Source organism: Streptomyces sp. Mut1, assembly GCF_030719295.1.
Taxonomy (GTDB): Bacteria; Actinomycetota; Actinomycetes; order Streptomycetales; family Streptomycetaceae; genus Streptomyces; species Streptomyces castrisilvae.
In genome coordinates, this window is record NZ_CP120997.1 from 4,522,867 (window position 1) to 4,540,544 (window position 17,678).

A 17,678-nucleotide genomic window follows, 5' to 3' on the forward strand; every position below is an offset into this window, starting at 1 on the left:
GTCAGGCGCGGTAGTCGGGGCGCCAGGCCATGGCCTGGCTGGGATACCAGTGGTGCTCGATGCAGTAGGGCGCGAAATCCATCAGGCGGGCGTAGAAGCGCTCGTAGTCGGCGCGCCGCAAGCCGTGCCGGTCGCACAACTGGTCGATGGTCAGGCTTCCGTTGGCCCGGTCGATGGCGCGCCCCAGCAGGGCATCGGTGTCCTTGAGGACGAGGACCGCCGACCGCAGGCGTCCCTGGTCGCGGGTGAGGCGGTGCAGGGCGAGCGGTGCGGAGGGCGAGTCGTCCCCGGGCCCCGCCGCGGTGTCGAAGGGGCCGAAGGCCGGGTGGAAGCGCGGATGCACATGGCGTGCCGAGCGGACGTCGGCGGCGATCTGGCGGCCGGTCCACTCCTTGGTCCCGGCGCTGTCGAAACCGTGCGGGAGGGCGGCCCGCTTACGGGCGTGGAGCTGCTGCAACCGGCCCGAGTACTCCAGCCGGCAGCGCCACAGCGCGGTGGCGTCGGACCGGACCTGGGCGGCCAGCCAGGTGTACAGGGCCTGTGCGTAGTCCGTCTCGGTCATCGCGTCGCCGAGCAGCCAGAGACTGTCCAGGACGATGCGGCCGGTCTCGGCGCCCTCGGAGACCAGATACCGGGTGGTGGTGGGGAACCAGCGCAGAACGGGCGCGGTGAGGCGGCCGTCCGGTACGGCGGCGATCGCGTCGGACAGGACGGTGTCCCCGTCGGGCATCAGCTCTTCGATACGGGCCCGGCACTCGCTCCAGGCGTCGCGCCAGGCCTCGTGGCTCATCGTCCGGACGAGCCCGAAGTAGTGCCGGTCGCGGATGTGGATGTCCAGGAGGAGCGACCAGAGCCGGCCGAGGGCCGTCTCGACCTCGGCCGCCCCGGTGCCGGTGCCCTCGCGGTGATCCGTGATCGCGGTACCGGGCCCGAGGGGCGCGTCGTCCAGGACGAAGCTCTGGCCGTCGTCCAGAGGGATCAGGTGGGTGCCGTCCGGCAGGCCGGCCGTCAGGTTCCGGTCCCGGAACAGCGCTTCGTTGTGCGGGAACCAGGGCGCGTCGACGGCCGAGACGCCGCGGCGCTGCCCCTCGTTGATCCCGAGCGGCACCATCGCCTGCGGCCGCAGGATCCCGGCGGCCTCCAGCCAGGTGCCCGGCGACATCTGATTGCGCAGGTTCTCGTAGTTCAGGCTGCAGTTGAGCGGCAGCAGCGCCAGCCGGATCGGCCCTTCGGCGCTCAGCCGCTCGAATGTGCCGAAATCCTCCAGCGTGTCCGCGCCGTGCAGGATTCGGTTCTTTCCGTCACTGATCAGCAGCGACTGCTGCGCAATTCCCTCGATCGAATCGGGTGCGGATATCGAGGTGATGCGCAGCCCCGCCAGGGAGACGGACTCGTCCGCCTTCAGCTCGATCACATTCCGAAACCCGTGCTCGGCAAGCTCGTCAGCCATCGGGTATGCGCTTCGACGGTCTCGCGCGGGAATGACGACAGGGATATTCCTGTCGAAATGAAGCAGCGTGGGGGGATGGAAGTGGTCGCAATGGGAATGGGTGATGACGATGGCGTCGACATCGCTCAGCAGCCCGCTCGCGAGCCGGTTCCTGCCACGCGGACTCCACAGGTTCCCGAAGTAGTCCAGTGCGGGATCGACGGCCAGCCGCCCCGCCGCGGTCTCGAAGACGAAGCAGGTGTGCTGAACCCGGGTGATCTGCATGGCCAGTGATTCTCACGCACCTTCTCCATCGGGGACAGTCCCCGAAAACGGGGACAGCGGGAATTGCCCCGAGCCATTGACCCGGCTTCCGGACGGGTGGTCCCATGTGGCTCGCCGATCGCCGATCGGTGAGCAAAAATGCCACCCCTGTGGGTGGCCCTATTCAGGGAGAATTCAATGGAGCAGGCGCCCAAGGCAGTCGACACGGACAACTCCGAGATCCTCGTCGAGGAGATCGAGCACTTCGAGACCGAGATGGACTTCAAGCCGGCGAACTCCCGCTGCCAGTAACCGCCGGTCGGCCCGGAGCCCGCTGCCACGGCCCTGAGCCGGGCGGAGCAGCGGGCCCTCGGCTCCCCGCACCCCTCACCCCCAGGGACGACTTGTGAAGCAGCACGATGTGGTCGGGTACGCGCCGGGCGTCCTGGTGACCGCCGACGGCGAGCGGCTGACGTTCGAGGCCCGGCATCTGCGTCTGCGCGCACACATCTCCGACCGGCGCACCCGCACGTGCCTGCTGGACATGGCCGAGCGACCGGTGCCGCGCGACGACGTCGCCGTCACCACCCTGGCGTTCCTGCTGCGGCACGGTCTCGTGACGACCGCCGCCCACCCGCCGCACCTCCAGGGCCTTCGCGCGCACGCGGAGGCGTCGATGCCGCTGAACCAGGGCCTCGCGTATACGCCGCAGGACCTCGCGGAGTACGTACGGCGGGCCCGCCTGGCCCGGTTCCTGCCCGGTACGGCGTCCGGGACGAGCGATCTGCCCCTGGCGCTGAGGCGCCGCCCGAGTTTCGCCCCGTTCGACGGCCCCCGGGCCGCACCGGTGGACGAGGCCGCGGTCCTCGCGGTCATGCGGACGCTCCACGACCCCGAGACCCGGCTGTACCCGTCGGCCGGCGCCCTGTACCCCGTACGTCTGATCGCCGAACAGGCGGAGCCCGACCGCTCCTCGTTCACCCGGTTCGACCCCTCGTCCGGGACCTTCCGGACACGGAGCCGGGCCCGGAGCACCGAGGAGCGGGACGCCCTCAAGCTCGACCCGACCCTCTCCGCGGTCCCCACCCGCTTCTGGCTGGTCGCCGACCTGCGGGACGTCACGGCGAAGTACGGGCCACGCGGCTACCGGTACGCGCTCATCGAGGGCGGGCACACCGGTCAGGCCCTCATCCAGGTGCTCCAGCACGCGGGCATCGACGCCCGCCCGTTCGGCGGATTCGACGACGCCGAGGTCACCCGGCATCTGGGCCTGCCCGAGGGATGGGCACCGGTCTGCGCCGTGGGGGCGATACCCCGCCCCGGCACGGCGGACTTCCTCGAAGCGGAGGAACTGCGTTCCATCCTGGTCAACGGGACGCCCCTCTACTACGCCACCGCTTTCGGGGCGAAGGTGAAGGGAAACGTGCGCGAGTGCGGTTTCGGCTTCGACACCACCGCCGACGCGGCCCGGTTGCGCGCCCGGGGCGAGCTGGCCGAACGACTCGCCCTGGTCCGCTCCCGCGACGTACTGGGCAACAGCAACGGCATGGCCGCCCACACCCGGTTCGACGCCGCCGCCGAGGCCGCCGTCCTGGAGCTCTACGAGCGGCACTGCTACATGCGCACCTGGTTCACGGCGGTGTCCCCGGCACGGCTGACCCTGCCGGACACCCCGCTGGCCCGTTCCGTGCGCAGCCTGTGCCGCGCGGCGGGCGTACGGCTGACGCTGGTGGACATCGCCGACCCCGCCTACGGGGTCGCCGCGGTGATGGTGGTCGTCCACAGCGACGCCCATGGCGGCGTGGTCACTTCGTCCGGCGCCGGCACGGAGGAGCCCGTGGCCGCCGAACGCGCGCTGCGAGAGATCGCCAAGGCCCTGTTCTACCGGCGTGTGCTGCTCAAGGCACCGGTGTTCGCCCCGGCCGACCCGCTGTCCGCGCCGGTCACCGAACCCTGGGAGCACGAGGCGTACTTCGCGCACGAGGACGTCCCCGTCGGTCTGACCCGGTTCCTGACGGACGGAGCCGGACCGCGGGACCTGGCCGCCGCCTCCGCCCCGCTCGCCGGCCTGAACCGGGCGGTCACGGTGCGGGACCTGTCGGAGCAGGGCCCCGACGAGGCCGCGTGGAAGATCGCCCGCGCCACCTCCGAGGAGTTGCTGACCGTCGACTTCGGCAGCCCCTCCCTCGCGTTCCGCGAACGGATCAGGACAACGCTCGGCGACGGGATCGACATCGACGCCCGCTGGCCCCACCCCCTCGGATAACCTCACAGCCGCCCCGCCCGACGGCTCGAAATCCCCACCGTTCCCGGATCAATAGGACCCCCCGGATGACGCAAGCCCGTGCCCGAACCCTGCTCCGCGACCGCCGCTACCGCACGTTCTGGCTCGGCCAGGTCACCAGCACGCTGGGCAACCAGCTGACCATCGTCGTGCTCCCGGCGCTGGTGGTGCCCAGCAGGGGACCGGGCATGTTCGGACTGCTGCTCGCCGTCGAGTCCGTGGTCATGGGGGTACTGCTCCTCGTCGGGGGGGTCGTCGCCGACCGCTACTCCCGCAGTGTCGTCATGGCGATATCCGACGTCTTCCGCCTCGTCGGAGTCGGCGGATTCCTGCTCTTCGCCTCCCGGGGCCCGCTGCTCCCGCTGCTCCTCGCCGCGGCGCTGACCGGCGCCGGCGCGGCCCTGTACGAGCCCGCTCACCGCGCCGCGCTGGCCCAGGTGGTCGAAGAGGACCTGCGGCAGCAGGCCAACGCCTTCGACAGCGCCACCAAGCGGGTGGGCGGGCTGGTCGGGTCGCTGCTGGCCGGCCTGCTCCTCGCGAACATCTCACCGCCGCGCACGCTCCTGGTCGACCTGGCGACGATCGCGATCAGCCTGGTGACGCTGGTGTGGCTGCGGCTGCCCCGCGTACAACCCGCTCCGGAGGAGGAGCAGGAGGAGCAGGGGCTCGCCGCGGTGTTCGCCGAGGCGAAGGCCGGGCTGGCGGAGGTCCGGCGCCGTCCGTGGGTGTCGGCGGTGATGCTGCAAGGCACGGCCCAGGTGTTCTTCCTCTTCGGCCCCAACTACGTCCTGGTGCCGATGGTCAGTCAGCAGCGGTACGGAATCGAGGCGTTCGGCTGGGTGAGCGCGGCCACGTTCGTCGGCTCGGTGCTCGGCTCCATGGCCGGTTCCAAGGTCACCTCCAAGCGCCCCGGCCTGTGGGCCATGAACGCGCTGACGCCGTGTCTGCTGACGCCGGTATGCCTGATGGTCGATGTCCCGCTGTGGCTGTTCTGCGCGGCCATGGCGGTCGGCTCGGTCGGCGTCGGCTGCTTCATGGTCCTCTGGTACACCGCGTTGCAGAACGAGTTCCCCGAAGAGGTCCAGGGCCGCGTCTTCGCCCTGGAGGCCCTGGCGAGCTTCGGTCTGCAGCCCATCGCGCTGGCGACCGCGCCCGCGCTGGTCGCCCTGATGGGCATCACACCGTTCGCGGTCCTGGCCGTGATCGTCCTGCTGATATCCACCTATGCTGTGCTCATCGTGCCCGGGACCGTACGCCTCGCCTCGCCGCCGAAGCCGAGTTCGGGGCCGAAGCCGGAGCCGAAGCCGGAACCGAAGGCGCCTGGGCGGGAGCCCGAGGAGGCACTTGAGCAGGAGCGCGAGCGGGAGACCGCGGACCGCCTCGACCAGCGGTCCGGGAACGTGACTTCGTGAGGAGTGGTTCAGGCTCATGGCTCAGCTCCGCTGTACCGGCATCGCCCACGCATTCGGCGGCCTCACCGTTCTGGACGGCGCGGATCTGTCGATCGCGTCCGGCGACCGCGTAGGCATCGTCGCCCCGAACGGCACCGGCAAGTCGACCCTGTTACGGATAGCCGCCGGCGACGTGCCGCCGGACGGCGGCACCGTGGTCCGGGCCCCGGTGACCGCCACCGTCGTCCGGCTCGCACAGGAACGGGACGCCCGCGACGGCGAGCCGGTGGGCGACTACCTCGCCCGCCGTACCGGCGTCGCACGGGCGCAGCGCGAACTGGACGCCGCCACCCGGCTGCTGGAGGAGCAGTCGCCCGGCGCGGAGGACGCGTACGCCGACGCGTGGGACACCTGGCTCGCGCTGGGCGGCGCCGACCTCCCCGAACGCGCCGTGGACGTGGCCGCGGACCTGGGGCTGCGGCTCGACGCCGGATACACCTCGGAGCTGTCCGGCGGCCAGTACGCCCGGCTGGCGCTCGCCGCGGTGCTGCTGGCGCAGCCGGACATCCTCCTCCTGGACGAGCCGACCAACGACCTGGACGACGACGGTCTGTCCCGGCTGGAACACCACGTCCGCCACAGCAGGGCCGGCATCGCGCTGATCAGCCACGACCGGGCCTTCCTCGCGGCGACCGTCGACCGGATCGTGGAACTGGACGAGTTCACCCGCCGCACCAGTGAGTACGGGGGCGGCTGGGACAGCTTCGTCACCGAGCGCGCCGCCGCGCGGCAGCGTGCGATCGACGGCTACGCGGCCTACGAGACCACCCGGGAGCAGCTGACCGGCGCGGCCCGCACGCACCGGGAGTGGGCCCGGCAGGGCGCCGCCCGCGCCGTCAACCCGCGACGGCAGCCCGACGGGGACAAGTTCCGCAAGGCCTCGCGGCTCGCCGGCGCACAGAACACCGGCGCCGCCGCGGCGAGGGCCGAGCGCGCCGTGCACCGGCTCGATGCCGCCGCTCCCGAACAGGTGCGGGAAGCCTGGCAGTTGCGGTTCACCATCGCCGAGGCCGGCACCCCGTCCGGGACCGCGCTCGCGCTGCACGGGGCGGTCGTGCGGCGCGGACCGTGCCGGCTCGGGCCCCTCGACCTGGACATCGGCTTCGGTGAACGGGTGCGGATCACCGGCCCCAACGGCAGCGGCAAGACGACGCTGCTGAGCGCTCTGCTCGGCCGGCTGCCGCTGGCCGAGGGCACACAGCGGACCGGCGCCGCCGTACGGCTGGGCGAAGTGGACCAGACGCGGGCCCTGCTCGACTCGGAACGGTCCACGGCCGAGATCGTCGGCGAGGCAGCCGACCTGGACGCCACGGAGACCCGCACACTTCTGGCCAAATTCCGGCTCGGCAAGGACCTGGCGCTACGGGCCGCCGTCTCGCTGTCGCCGGGGGAGCGCACCCGCGCCGGCCTCGCACTGCTCCAGGCGCGGGGGACCAACTGCCTCGTCCTGGACGAGCCCACCAACCACCTGGACATCGAAGCGGTGGAACAACTGGAACAGGCCCTCGCCTCGTACAACGGCACGCTGCTGCTGGTGACGCACGACCGGCGCCTGGCCGACGCCGTGCGCGTCGACCGGACACTCGACGTCACCGGCCTTCAGCAGCCCTGAACCGCTGCCGCGCCGACGGCCGGGGCCATGGCCAGCCGGACCATGTCCGCCTTGTTGCCGACACCCCACTTCGAACGGATTCGCTTCACATGGGTGTCGACCGTGTGCCGGCTGATGCCCAGCCGGCGGGCCGTCTGCGCATGGGTGAATCCACCGGCGATGAGATCCAGCACCTGCCGCTCCCTCGGGGAGAGCGGCCCCGGGCCCGGCGGCGGAGGCTGCGGGTCACCGGAGGGGCGGACCCTTCCCGCCGCGCCGAGCACGGCCCTGACGAAGGCCTCCGGAGTCAGCTGGTCCGGCAGGCACTCGTCTACGCCGGGCGCCACGACGTGGGTGGGTGACATCAGCAGGGTGCGCGCGCCCGGCGGCGTGCCTTCCGCCGGCACATGGTCGGTCACCAGCACGTCGTAGGTCTGAGCGGCGTCGGGCCCGGTCCCGTCGCCCGTACCGGCCGCCTCCAGGACGCTGACGTGCATGGCGGGAATATCGGCCAGCGTGCGTTCCATGGCCCATGCGATCAGTGGGTGTCCATGCCGAATCCCTACTCGATACGTCAATGTGCACTCCTCTGTTCCGCGTGGCCCGGCCGCGCCGGACGCACTTGGACGATGTACGCCTGCCCATCATCCGGATCCGGCCATTGCGTCAACAGGCCAAAGGAGTTGACTTGCAGGAACAGGCCAACGGGCCCCGCGGGCCCGGACACGCGGAAACCCGCAGGCTCTGGTCCCTCCTTGCGGAGGAGCCGGCCGGATCTACCGGCGAGCCTGCGGGTCGGTGACTGCTTGGGTTTCGGCAGACAGTCCGCCGAGGTGCACGTTGTGCGACGACGGGCTGTCAGCCCGCAGCCACCTCACGAATCCGATAAGACTGCACTTTTCGGATCACCTCCTTTCAGCGTGTACACACAGCTTAGGAACCGCCCGCGCGCCCCCACAACCGATTTATCGGAGGGATCGATTTCGGGGAAGTCGCTGTGTGCTGGGTCACGTTCGAGTTCAATGGTCTGACGTGCGGCAATGGCGGACACGTCCTGCAGGGGGTCCGGGATGAGCGCTTCCACGAGCAGGGGGACGACCGACGACGCGCTCGGCCCCGAGCCGGTTCCGGGGGCGGAGCTGCTGGCGGCCCTCCTCGACGGGATGGACGCGGCGCTCTGCGCGTTCGACGCGGAGGGCACCGTCACCCACTGGAACCGCGAGGCGGAGCGCATCCTCGGCTGGTCCGCCGAGGAGGCCGTGGGGCGGCCCGGATTCGCCGGCTGGGCCGTGCGCCGGGCCGACGCGGACGAGGTGCGGGGCCGGCTCATGGCCGTCATGGACGCGCCGGGCCGGCAGGTCCACGAGTTCGCGCTGCTGCGCAAGGACGGCGGCCGGGTCCTCGTCCGCACCCAGTCCGCCGGGGTGCGGGGCGCGGACGGCGGACCGGCCGGGGTGTACTGCGCGTTCAGCGAGGTCCACGCCCAGATCGACCTGGAGCGGGCCATCGCCCTCAGCGAGGCGCTGTTCGAGGACGCCTCCTGGGGTGTGGTCCTGGTCGACGTGGACCTGCGCCCCACCGTCGTCAACGCGTACGCGGCCCGTGTCCTGGGCGGCGGCCGCACGACGCTGCTGGGGCGCCCGCTCGGCGAGCTGATCGCCCAGGGGGTGGAGGAGCTGGAGGGCGCGCTCCAGCACGTGCTGGCCGAGGGCGCGCCGCCCGCCCCCGCCGAGCTGTGGGTGACGCTGCGGGGCGGCGAGGGCTCACGCCGGCGCTGCTGGCGCAGCGGTTTCCTGCGGCTCGCCTCGCCGCTCACCGAGGAGCCGGTGCCGCTGGGGGCCGGCTGGGTCTTCCAGGACGTGACGGCGGTGAAGCTCGCGGCCCAGGAGGCGGACCGGGTGCGCTTCCGCTCCAACCAGCTGCACCGCGCCTCGCGGTCGGCCGCCGAGTGCGAGGACCCCATGGAGGCGGCGACGACCTCCCTCGACTACGCGCTGGCCGGGTTCGCCGACCACGCGCTGATCGACCTGGTGGCGGGGGAGCGGCTGGTACGGGCCGCCGCCACCCCGGCCGACGCGCCGGGACCCTGCCTGCCGGTGGCCGGCGGCGGCATCCCGCTGCGGTACGCGCCGGGCCACCCGGCCCTCCGGGCGGTGGACCGTACGGGCTCGGTGCGGGCGTCGGCGGGGGCCGCGCGTACGGACGGGGAGTGGGCGAAGCAGCGGCAGTGGCCCGCCGACGCGGTGCACGCGCTGTGCGCGGTGCTGCGCAGCCGGGGCCGGACCCTGGGCGTGGTCACCTTCCTGCGCTCCGCCCACCGGGCCGCCTTCGAGCGGCCGGACGCGGTGTACGCGGAGAGCGTCGCGGACCGGGTGGCCGCCTCGGTGGACCTGCACCGGGCGACCGGCCCGTCCGGCGGCTGAGGAGGCGACCGCCGCGCGGGCGGCCCGCGGCTCAGTGCCGGTAGAAGATCCGGTCCGCGTACTGCGCCATCACGCGCCCGTTCCACTCGTGCCCGCCGTCCACGTTCCCCGAGCGCAGCAGCGGCGGCTCCACGCCCCGCTCCAGCAGCCCTTCCGCGGCCGCCGCCATCATGCCCTGCATGATCGCGCTGGTGACCACGGTGGACGCCGGGGCGAACGGCGCCTCGATGCCGTCCACCTCCAGCTCCGCGTCGCCGACCGCGATCTTGCTGTCGAGGACGATGTCGCAGTGGTCCCGCAGGAAGCCGCCCGAGCTGTGCCGGGACCGGGTCTCGGTGGCGTACGCGACCGAGGTGACGCCGATGACCTTCAGGCCGAGCGCCCGCGCGTTCATCGCCATCTCGACGGGAAGGGCGTTGCGCCCGGAGAGCGAGATGATCACGAGGACGTCGCCCGCCTTCGCGGGGCTGGAGTCCAGGACCGCGCCCGCGAGGCCGTCCACGCGTTCCAGCGCGGAGCCCAGGGTCGCCGGCATGACGTCGACACCGAGGGCGCCGGGGACGGCCATCAGGTTCATCAGGGCGAGCCCGCCCGCACGGTAGACGACGTCCTGGGCGGCGAGCGAGGAGTGCCCGGCGCCGAAGGCGAAGAGCCGGCCGCCCGCGGCGACGGTGTCCGCGATGGCGGCGCCGGCGGCGGCGATGCTCTCGGCCTCCTCGTCGCGCACCCTCCCCAGCAGGCCGATCGCTGCGTCGAAGAACTGACCGGCGAGCTTGCTTTCGCTCATCGAGGAGGACCTTTCCGGCGGGGTGAGATGTCCATGGGGCGTCCGTACCGCCGATCACGTTGCGGTCTGGACCAGTGACATGTCAATACCGCAGCGTGCTGGGGACGACCGGCGAGGCACGGTTACCCGCGCGATGCGTCAGAATTGGTGGAGGGCCAGCGCACGACTGCATCTGAGGGGCACGAATGTCCGGACTGATCGACACAACGGAGATGTATCTCCGCACCATCCTCGAACTCGAAGAGGAAGGTGTGGTCCCCATGCGCGCCCGGATCGCGGAACGGCTGGACCAGAGCGGTCCCACCGTCAGCCAGACCGTGGCGCGGATGGAGCGCGACGGCCTGGTGCAGGTCGCGGGTGACCGGCATCTGGAGCTGACGGAGGAGGGCCGCCGGCTGGCGACCCGCGTCATGCGCAAGCACCGGCTGGCCGAGTGCCTGCTGGTCGATGTGATCGGCCTGGAGTGGGAGCAGGTCCACGCGGAGGCATGTCGCTGGGAACACGTGATGAGCGAGGCGGTGGAGCGGCGGGTGCTGGAGCTGCTGCGCCACCCGACGGAGTCGCCGTACGGGAACCCGATCCCGGGCCTTGAGGAGCTGGGCGAGAAGGCCGAGGCCGACCCGTTCCTCGACGAGGGCATGGTGAGCCTGTCCGAGCTCGACCCGGGGAGCGAGGGCAAGACGGTGGTGGTCCGCCGGATCGGTGAGCCGATCCAGACGGACGCCCAGCTGATGTACACGCTGCGGCGGGCGGGCGTGCAGCCCGGTTCGGTGGTCAGCGTGACGCAGTCGCCCGGCGGTGTGCTGGTCGGCAGCAGCGGCGAGGCGGCGGAACTGGACACGGAGATCGCCTCGCACGTCTTCGTGGCCAAGCGTTAGGGCCTGTCCGGCGGATCTTCGTGGATCAGCCCGCACCAGGCGTCGTGGGCCCGCGAAGATCCGCCGGACAGTCCCTAGGAACCACGGGGTTCCGGGGAGACCGGGCACCGGCGGCCGTGGCCGCCGATGCCCGGTTTTTCTTTTTCCGTCCGGAACCGCAGCGCGTAGGCGCCCCGCGTGCCAGGCTGTGGTGGAGGGGTAGCTGAGAGTGTCGGCTGCCGGGCCGCGGCCGGGGAGGGGAGCCTGAATGCACCCGTCGTACGAGCGGTCCCGGCCTGCGGTGGAGGCGCCCCGGAAGCGGCCGGCCCGGGAAACGGATGGCCCCGGCGCCGCAAGGCGCCGGGGCCTGTCCTCCCCTGTGTCCGACCTGGAGCCCCGAGCTCTCAAGGTCGGTCCCGTGGGCCCTCATCCCCGAGTGGCCCGCCTCCCGCATGAGGTCTCCCCGCAGCTGCGGCCGTCAATCCTGGGAAGCAGTCACTCGAACGAGCGGTGTTGGTCGGCAGATCCCGGTTTTCGAATAAGAGTTCGATAGTCTGGCCGAGACGACCACCCGGTGACCGAGGGGACAGAAGGGGGTGCCTGAAACTATGGCGCGGCGCATCGATGTGACCGGAACCGACGGCGTACGCCTCGCGGCCTGGGAGTTCGCCGACCCGCCCGAGGAGAGCCCGGCCGGTGACCGGGCCCCCGGCGTCTTAATGCTGCACGGCCTGATGGGCCGCGCCTCGCACTGGGCGGCCGGCACCCGCTGGCTCGCCGAGCGCCACCGCCCGGTCGGCCTCGACCAGCGCGGCCACGGCGCCAGCGGGAAGCCGGCCGACGGCCCGTACACCCGGGACGCCTACGTGGGCGACGCCGAGGCGGCGGTCGAACAGCTGGGCCTCGCCCCGGTCACCCTCATCGGGCACTCCATGGGCGCCCTCACCGCCTGGCAGCTCGCCGCCAAGCGCCCCGACCTGGTCCGCGCGCTGGTCATCTGCGACATGCGGGCCTCCGCGCTCGGCGCGGCCTCGCAGCGCGAGTGGGCCGACTGGTTCGACACCTGGCCGCTGCCGTTCGCCTCGCTCGACGCCGTACGGCAGTGGTTCGGTGAGGACGACCCCTGGGTGGAGCGCCCCAACCCGTCGCGCGGCGAGTTCTACGCCCAGGTGATGACCGAGCACGCCGACGGGTGGCGGCCCGTCTTCTCCCGCCGGCAGATGCTCGAATCCCGCGCCACCTGGGTGTTCGACGCGCACTGGGAGGAGCTGGCCCAGGTCAGGTGCCCGACGCTGGTGCTGCGCGGCCTGGACGGCGAGCTGGGCCGGGCGGAGGCGCAGGAGATGGTCCGGGTCCTGCCGCGCGGGCAGTACGCCGAGGTGGCCGACGCCGGCCATCTCATCCACTTCGACCGGCCCGATGAGTGGCGCGCCGCGGTCGAGCCCTTCCTGGAGCAGTTGGCCGAGGACGCGAAGGGCGACCGGGAGCCGGTCTCTCCGTAGGCCCCCGGTTCCGCCCTCAGCCCTTGCTGACCGCCCCCAGGATCTCCGGCAGCCGCTCGGCCATGCGCGGGGCCGCCAGCCGCAGCCCGCCCCAGGCGATCAGTGCCCCGTACACGGCCCCCACCGGCACCACGAGCCACAGCAGGTCCTCGGAGCCCGAGACGTGCAGGCCGATCGTCAGGGCGATCACCGGGGCGCTCAGCAGCGCCGCCGACACCATGCCGCCGAGGATCGAGATCCAGGCCAGCCCGGCCTGCCCCGGCGCCACGTTCTTGAACGCGCCCTCCTGCGGGACCGAGTACGGGTAGTTCACCGAGGCCACCGCTCCCGTCGCCAGCATCGCGCCCAGCAGCGCGAGCGACAGGCCCATGACCCCCGGCAGCCGCACCCAGTCCTTCAGCAGCGCCGACGTCACCACCGACACGAGCACCGTGTACGGCAGGGTGATCAGCAGCAGCGCGAGCGCCCGCGCCCGCAGTTCGAGGTACGCGTCCCGGGGGGACGAAATCGTCAGGGCCACCATCCAGAACGCGGAGGTGTCCTGTCCGAACTGGTTGTACATCTGGATGCCGAGCATCCCGGCGCAGAAGCACGCGAAGTACACCGAGCCCGTGCCCTGCACCGCGTTGAGCACCGGCACGATCAGCCCGACGGCCAGCGCGGTCACCCACGCGGCCTTGGTCTTCGGGTCCCGTGCCACGTACCGCAGGGTCCGCTGCATCACCGTGCCGGTGCGCCCCTCGGGGAACAGCGCCCACAGGCCTTCGCCGCCCCGGCCGGACTTCTTGCGCTCCGGGTCGGCGGCGGCGACCGTCGAGCCGTCCGGCGCGGTCATCAGCTTCGTCAGGGTGCGCTGCCACAGCCACAGCAGCAGGACGAGCGCGGCGACGGTGAGCAGCAACTGCACGACGGCCCGCCCGTACGCCCCCTGGGATGCGGAGTGCACGGATCCGATCGCCGACGCGGGCGGCAGCCAGCGCACCACGTCCGCCGTCGGGTCGAGCGAGGAGAGGCCGCCCGCCCGGCCGAGGCGTTGCACGCCGAAGTTCACGACCTGGATGCCCACCGCGATGACCAGCCCGCTGAGCACCGCCAGGTCGCGGCCCTTGCGGGAGGTGAGGAGGCGGGAGTTGGCGGTGGTGACACAGCGGGCCAGGGCCACGCAGACGAGCAGGGCCAGCGGGGTGGCCAGGACGGCGAAGACCACCGCGCCCGCCCCGTGGGCCACGGCGGCCACCGAGCCGGCCGCCAGGCACACCGTGAACAGCGGCCCGATGCCGATCAGCGAGGACACCAGCAGCGCGACGATCAGCGGCCGGGGCCGCAGCGGCAGCATGACGAGCCGGGTCGGGTCCAGGGTCTCGTCACCGGCGCCGAGGAACAGCGGCATCACGGCCCAGCCGAGCGCCAGGATCGCGATGAGCAGCACGGTCACGGAGCTCGCGTGGGCGTTGCCGCGCAGCAGGACGAGCCCGAGCACCTGGCCCAGCGCGATCAGCACGGCACCGACGACCGAGGCGATGTAGGCGGCCCGGCGCCCGGCGGACTGGCGCAGCCCGTTGCGCAGGAGGGTCAGCTTGAGCCGGGCGAAGACGGGGACCAGTCCCGTACCGCGGTCCGTGGCGCGCGGACGGGGGCCGGTGCCGGCCGGGGCGTCGAGCACGCTCATCGGGCGCCGCCCAGCCAGTCGAGGGTCTCGCCGGTGTCGCGGTCGCCGGCGCCGACCAGCTCCAGGAAGGCGTTCTGGAGGGAGGGCGCGTCGCCGCGCACCTCGGCCAGGGTGCCCCGGGCCCGGATCGTTCCGGCCGCCATGACGGCCACCCAGTCGCAGAGCGACTCGACCAGTTCCATCACATGGCTGGAGAAGACCACGGTCGCGCCGGAGCCGGTGTAGCGCTCCAGGACCTGGCGGATGGTCTGCGCGGAGACGGGGTCGACGCCCTCGAACGGCTCGTCCAGGAAGAGGACTTCGGGGTTGTGCAGCAGCGCGGCCGCGAGCCCGATCTTCTTCCGCATGCCCGTCGAGTAGTCGATGACCAGCTTGTGCTGGGAGCCCGCCAGGTCCAGCACGTCCAGCAGCTGGGTGGCGCGGCTGTCGACCTCGTGGCCCGGGAGCCCGCGCAACCGCCCGGTGTACGCGAGGAGTTCGCGGCCGGAGAGGCGTTCGAAGAGGCGCAGGCCCTCGGGCAGGACGCCGATCCGGGACTTCACCTCGACCGGATCGCGCCAGACGTCGCGTCCGCCGATCTCGATCCTGCCCTGGTCCGGGCGGAGCAGGCCGGTGACCATGGAGAGCGTGGTGGTCTTGCCCGCCCCGTTGGGGCCGACCAGTCCGATGAACTTGCCGGCCGGCAGCTCCAGGTCGATCCCGGCGACGGCCGTCTGTTCGCCGAATCGTTTCCACAGCCCCTCGACGCGCACCGCGGGCGGTGCCGCCCGCGGTGCGCCGGGCCCGGCGGTCCGGTCCGTTACGTCGTGTTGTGCCTGGTCTGGCATGTGCACGCCTTTCGAAGTCCCCGTACGTACGTGGGGGCCACCCTACGAAAGGCTCTCCCGGACGTCCGCCGCCGCCCGTCCGCAGGCGTAGGCCAGCGGGCTGATCAGCTCCTCCACCTCGGGCAGCCAGCGGTTGGCGGTCGTGGGCGAGCGGGCCCACTGCACCGCTCCCGCGCCGCCGACCCGGGTGGGCGGCGCCGTGACGTAGCCGCCCTCGCCGACCCCGCGCAGGCCGATCGCCGCCGCGTTCCACCCGGCCCGGCGCACCAGGTCCTCCACCTTGGCGGCGGCGCCGGGCAGGACGAAGAACTGCATGCGGCGGTCGGGGGTGCGGGTGACGGGCCCGAGCGGCAGGCTCATCCGCTCCATCCGGGCGAGCGCCAGGAACCCGGCCGACTCCGGCACGTCGACCGCGTCGAACGCCCGCCCGGCCGGCAGCAGGACGGCCGCGCCCGGGTGCCGCGTCCACATCCGGCGGGCCGCCGCGCCGCTGCCGGTGGCGCCCTTCGCCCAGTCGGCGCGGGCCGGGTGCGCGCCGGGCGCGGCACAGCCGGCCTCGCCGCACGAGCACCGCCGGGCGCCGTCGACCGTCTCCAGCCAGGTGCCGGGGCACACGTCCCAGTGCCGTTCCTCCGTGTACCGCACGGCGGCGTCGAGCAGTTGCTCGACGCGCTGCCGGGGGACCTGTGCGGTTTCCATGACTCCGATGGGCTCTTCCACGTTCAGCTCAACTACGGGCTTCACGAAGAGTTACGGGCGCGCCGGGCGCGGACGCGGGCGCCCGCAACCGCATGCGGGGCGCACGGATGCATGGGCGGGGGCGCGTGGGAGAAGTCCGGGCCGGGGGTGGGTAACTGCTTACGGGACATTCGGACGACCGGGTTCGCGCGGCATTTTAGGCGGTTGTCGCGGCGAATTGGGGTGAGTCGCGATGAAAGTGACCAACACGATGAATCGGCGCATTTCTCAGGCATATGTCGGGCAGTGATCGCATCACCGATCACTGCGGCCTCAGGGGGACACACATGGCAGCCAGGCCTCTCGTCGCACGCCAGCCGAACGAACGGCTCCAGGCGCTCATCCAGGAAGCCGGATGCTCCAACGCGGGCCTGGCCCGCCGCGTCAACATGGTCGGGACCGAGCGCGGTCTCGACCTCCGCTACGACAAGACCTCCGTGGCCCGCTGGCTGCGCGGCCAGCAGCCGCGCGGCCGGGCGCCGGGCATCATCGCCGAGGCGCTGGGCCGCAAGCTGGGCCGTACGGTCACGATCGACGAGATCGGCATGGCCAACGGGAAGAACCTGGCCTCGGGCGTCGGCCTCCAGTTCGCCCCGACGGTCATCGGGGCCATCGAGCAGGTCTGCGAGCTGTGGCGCAGCGACGTCGGCCGCCGCGACTTCCTGTCCGGCTCGACGGTCGCCTCGTCCGCGCTGGTGGAGCCCAGCCGCGACTGGCTGATCACGGGCGCGGACCCACAGGTCGCGCGGGCGTCAGGGTCCCGGGTCGGGATGTCGGACGTGGAGGCGGTACGGGCGACGACGTCCGCGCTGGTCGACCTCGACCACCGCTTCGGCAGCGGCCATGTGCGCCCGGTCCTGGTGCACTACCTCAACAGCGTGGTCTCCGGGCTGGTTTCGGGCGCGTACCGCGAATCGACGGGCCGCCAGCTGTTCGCGGCGGTCGCCCGGCTCACCGAACTCGCCGGATACATGGCGGTCGACACGGGCCAGCCGGGTCTGGCCCAGCGCTACTACATCCAGGCCCTGCGCCTCGCCCAGGCGGCCGGCGACCGCGCCTACGGCGGCTATGTGCTGGCCGCCTCGATGAGCCACCTGGCGGCGCAGCTCGGCAATCCGCGCGAGATCGCGCAGCTGGCGCGGGCCGCTCAGGAGGGCGCGCGCGGCCGGGTCACGCCCAGGGCGGAGGCGATGTTCTACGCGGCGGAGGCCCGCGGTCACGCCCTGCTCGGCGACGGGCGCACCTGCCAGGAGGTGGCGGGGCGGGCCCAGGCGGCGCTGGAGCGGGCCGAGCCGGACACCGGGGACGACCCCGACTGGATCGCCCACTTCGACCACGCCTACCTCGCGGACGAACTGGCGCACTGCCACCGGGACCTCGGCCAGGCCGAGGCCGCCGCGCGCCGGGCGAAGGAGTCCCTGGACGGCCACCCGGAGTCCCGGGCCCGCCGCCGGGGCATCGGCCTCGCGCTGCTGGCCACGGCCCAGGTGCAGTTGCGGGAGGTGGAGCAGGCCTGCCACACGGGGACGCGGGCGATGGAGCTGCTGGGCACGGTGCGCTCCAGCCGGGGCGCGGAATATCTGGACGACCTCCAGCAGCGCCTGCTGCCGTACGGGGACGAGCCGGCGGTCCGGGAGTTCGGCGCCCGTCTGGAGCTCCAGGCGGCCTGACGGCGCCCTCTCCGGTGCGGAACGCCCCCTTAACTGCGTCGTGAGGGGGCGGGGCGTTACACCCCGGGATGCGGGGTACGCGAGGGACCACGGGCACTTGGCGAACGGCGGCTGCCACCCGATAGCGTGAGCCGACGATTCCATAGTTGACACGTAGGAGTCCCGGTGACGCAGAGCGGACAGGGC

At 72.5% G+C, this 17,678-nt stretch carries 13 protein-coding genes; 7 read left to right on the forward strand and 6 right to left on the reverse strand.

What is annotated here, in order from left to right; all coding sequences use genetic code 11:
• Position 1: 1 nt before the first annotated feature.
• Positions 2 to 1,714: an MBL fold metallo-hydrolase gene (locus P8A18_RS19580; RefSeq protein WP_306056189.1), complete on the reverse strand. Its 1,713-nt coding sequence runs from the start codon at positions 1,712 to 1,714 to the stop codon at positions 2 to 4.
• A gap of 385 nt (positions 1,715 to 2,099) precedes the next feature.
• On the opposite strand from P8A18_RS19580, the gene P8A18_RS19585 reads away from it, so the two are divergent.
• From P8A18_RS19585 to P8A18_RS19595, 3 genes are all read left to right on the forward strand, one after another.
• A complete protein-coding gene (locus P8A18_RS19585; RefSeq protein ID WP_306056191.1) occupies positions 2,100 to 3,959 on the forward strand; it encodes a YcaO-like family protein in 1,860 nt (619 codons plus the stop codon).
• A gap of 65 nt (positions 3,960 to 4,024) precedes the next feature.
• Positions 4,025 to 5,389, forward strand: a complete 1,365-nt coding sequence (locus tag P8A18_RS19590) for an MFS transporter (protein ID WP_306056193.1) — start codon at positions 4,025 to 4,027, stop codon at positions 5,387 to 5,389.
• A gap of 16 nt (positions 5,390 to 5,405) precedes the next feature.
• Positions 5,406 to 7,040: an ABC-F family ATP-binding cassette domain-containing protein gene (locus tag P8A18_RS19595; protein ID WP_306056195.1), complete on the forward strand. Its 1,635-nt coding sequence runs from the start codon at positions 5,406 to 5,408 to the stop codon at positions 7,038 to 7,040.
• Here P8A18_RS19595 and P8A18_RS19600 read toward each other — a convergent pair.
• The gene (locus tag P8A18_RS19600; RefSeq protein WP_306056197.1) at positions 7,028 to 7,546 is read right to left on the reverse strand and encodes a helix-turn-helix domain-containing protein; all 519 of its coding nucleotides are present in this window, start codon (positions 7,544 to 7,546) and stop codon (positions 7,028 to 7,030) included. The genes P8A18_RS19595 and P8A18_RS19600 overlap by 13 nt on opposite strands.
• A 543-nt stretch (positions 7,547 to 8,089) precedes the next feature.
• Here P8A18_RS19600 and P8A18_RS19605 point away from each other — a divergent pair.
• Positions 8,090 to 9,442: a PAS domain S-box protein gene (locus P8A18_RS19605; RefSeq protein ID WP_306056199.1), complete on the forward strand. Its 1,353-nt coding sequence runs from the start codon at positions 8,090 to 8,092 to the stop codon at positions 9,440 to 9,442.
• A gap of 31 nt (positions 9,443 to 9,473) precedes the next feature.
• Here the strand turns inward: P8A18_RS19605 and P8A18_RS19610 are convergent, their stop codons facing one another.
• Positions 9,474 to 10,229, reverse strand: a complete 756-nt coding sequence (locus tag P8A18_RS19610) for an SIS domain-containing protein (RefSeq protein WP_306056201.1) — start codon at positions 10,227 to 10,229, stop codon at positions 9,474 to 9,476.
• Between the two features lie 185 nt (positions 10,230 to 10,414).
• Between P8A18_RS19610 and P8A18_RS19615 the strand changes: the two genes are divergently transcribed.
• Positions 10,415 to 11,107: an iron-dependent transcriptional repressor DtxR gene (locus P8A18_RS19615; protein ID WP_018553123.1), complete on the forward strand. Its 693-nt coding sequence runs from the start codon at positions 10,415 to 10,417 to the stop codon at positions 11,105 to 11,107.
• A gap of 587 nt (positions 11,108 to 11,694) precedes the next feature.
• Entirely contained in the window at positions 11,695 to 12,588 is an 894-nt protein-coding gene (locus P8A18_RS19620; RefSeq protein ID WP_306056203.1) for an alpha/beta fold hydrolase, read from the forward strand.
• A 16-nt stretch (positions 12,589 to 12,604) separates the two neighbouring features.
• Here P8A18_RS19620 and P8A18_RS19625 read toward each other — a convergent pair whose 3' ends face one another.
• The 3 genes from P8A18_RS19625 to P8A18_RS19635 are packed head-to-tail and all read right to left on the reverse strand — an operon-like array spanning position 12,605 to position 15,783.
• Entirely contained in the window at positions 12,605 to 14,257 is a 1,653-nt protein-coding gene (locus tag P8A18_RS19625; protein ID WP_306056204.1) for a transporter, read from the reverse strand.
• Positions 14,254 to 15,084 (reverse strand): ABC transporter ATP-binding protein, encoded by an 831-nt coding sequence (locus P8A18_RS19630; RefSeq protein WP_306056206.1) that lies wholly within the window; start codon positions 15,082 to 15,084, stop codon positions 14,254 to 14,256. The genes P8A18_RS19625 and P8A18_RS19630 overlap by 4 nt, the downstream gene beginning before the upstream one ends.
• 42 nt (positions 15,085 to 15,126) lie before the next feature.
• Positions 15,127 to 15,783, reverse strand: coding sequence for a bifunctional DNA primase/polymerase (locus P8A18_RS19635; RefSeq protein ID WP_306056208.1), 657 nt, complete (start codon positions 15,781 to 15,783; stop codon positions 15,127 to 15,129).
• 326 nt (positions 15,784 to 16,109) lie between these two features.
• Here P8A18_RS19635 and P8A18_RS19640 point away from each other — a divergent pair, with 326 nt between their 5' ends.
• The gene (locus tag P8A18_RS19640; protein ID WP_306056209.1) at positions 16,110 to 17,492 is read left to right on the forward strand and encodes an NsdA family TPR-like regulatory protein; all 1,383 of its coding nucleotides are present in this window, start codon (positions 16,110 to 16,112) and stop codon (positions 17,490 to 17,492) included.
• Positions 17,493 to 17,678 lie beyond the last annotated feature (186 nt).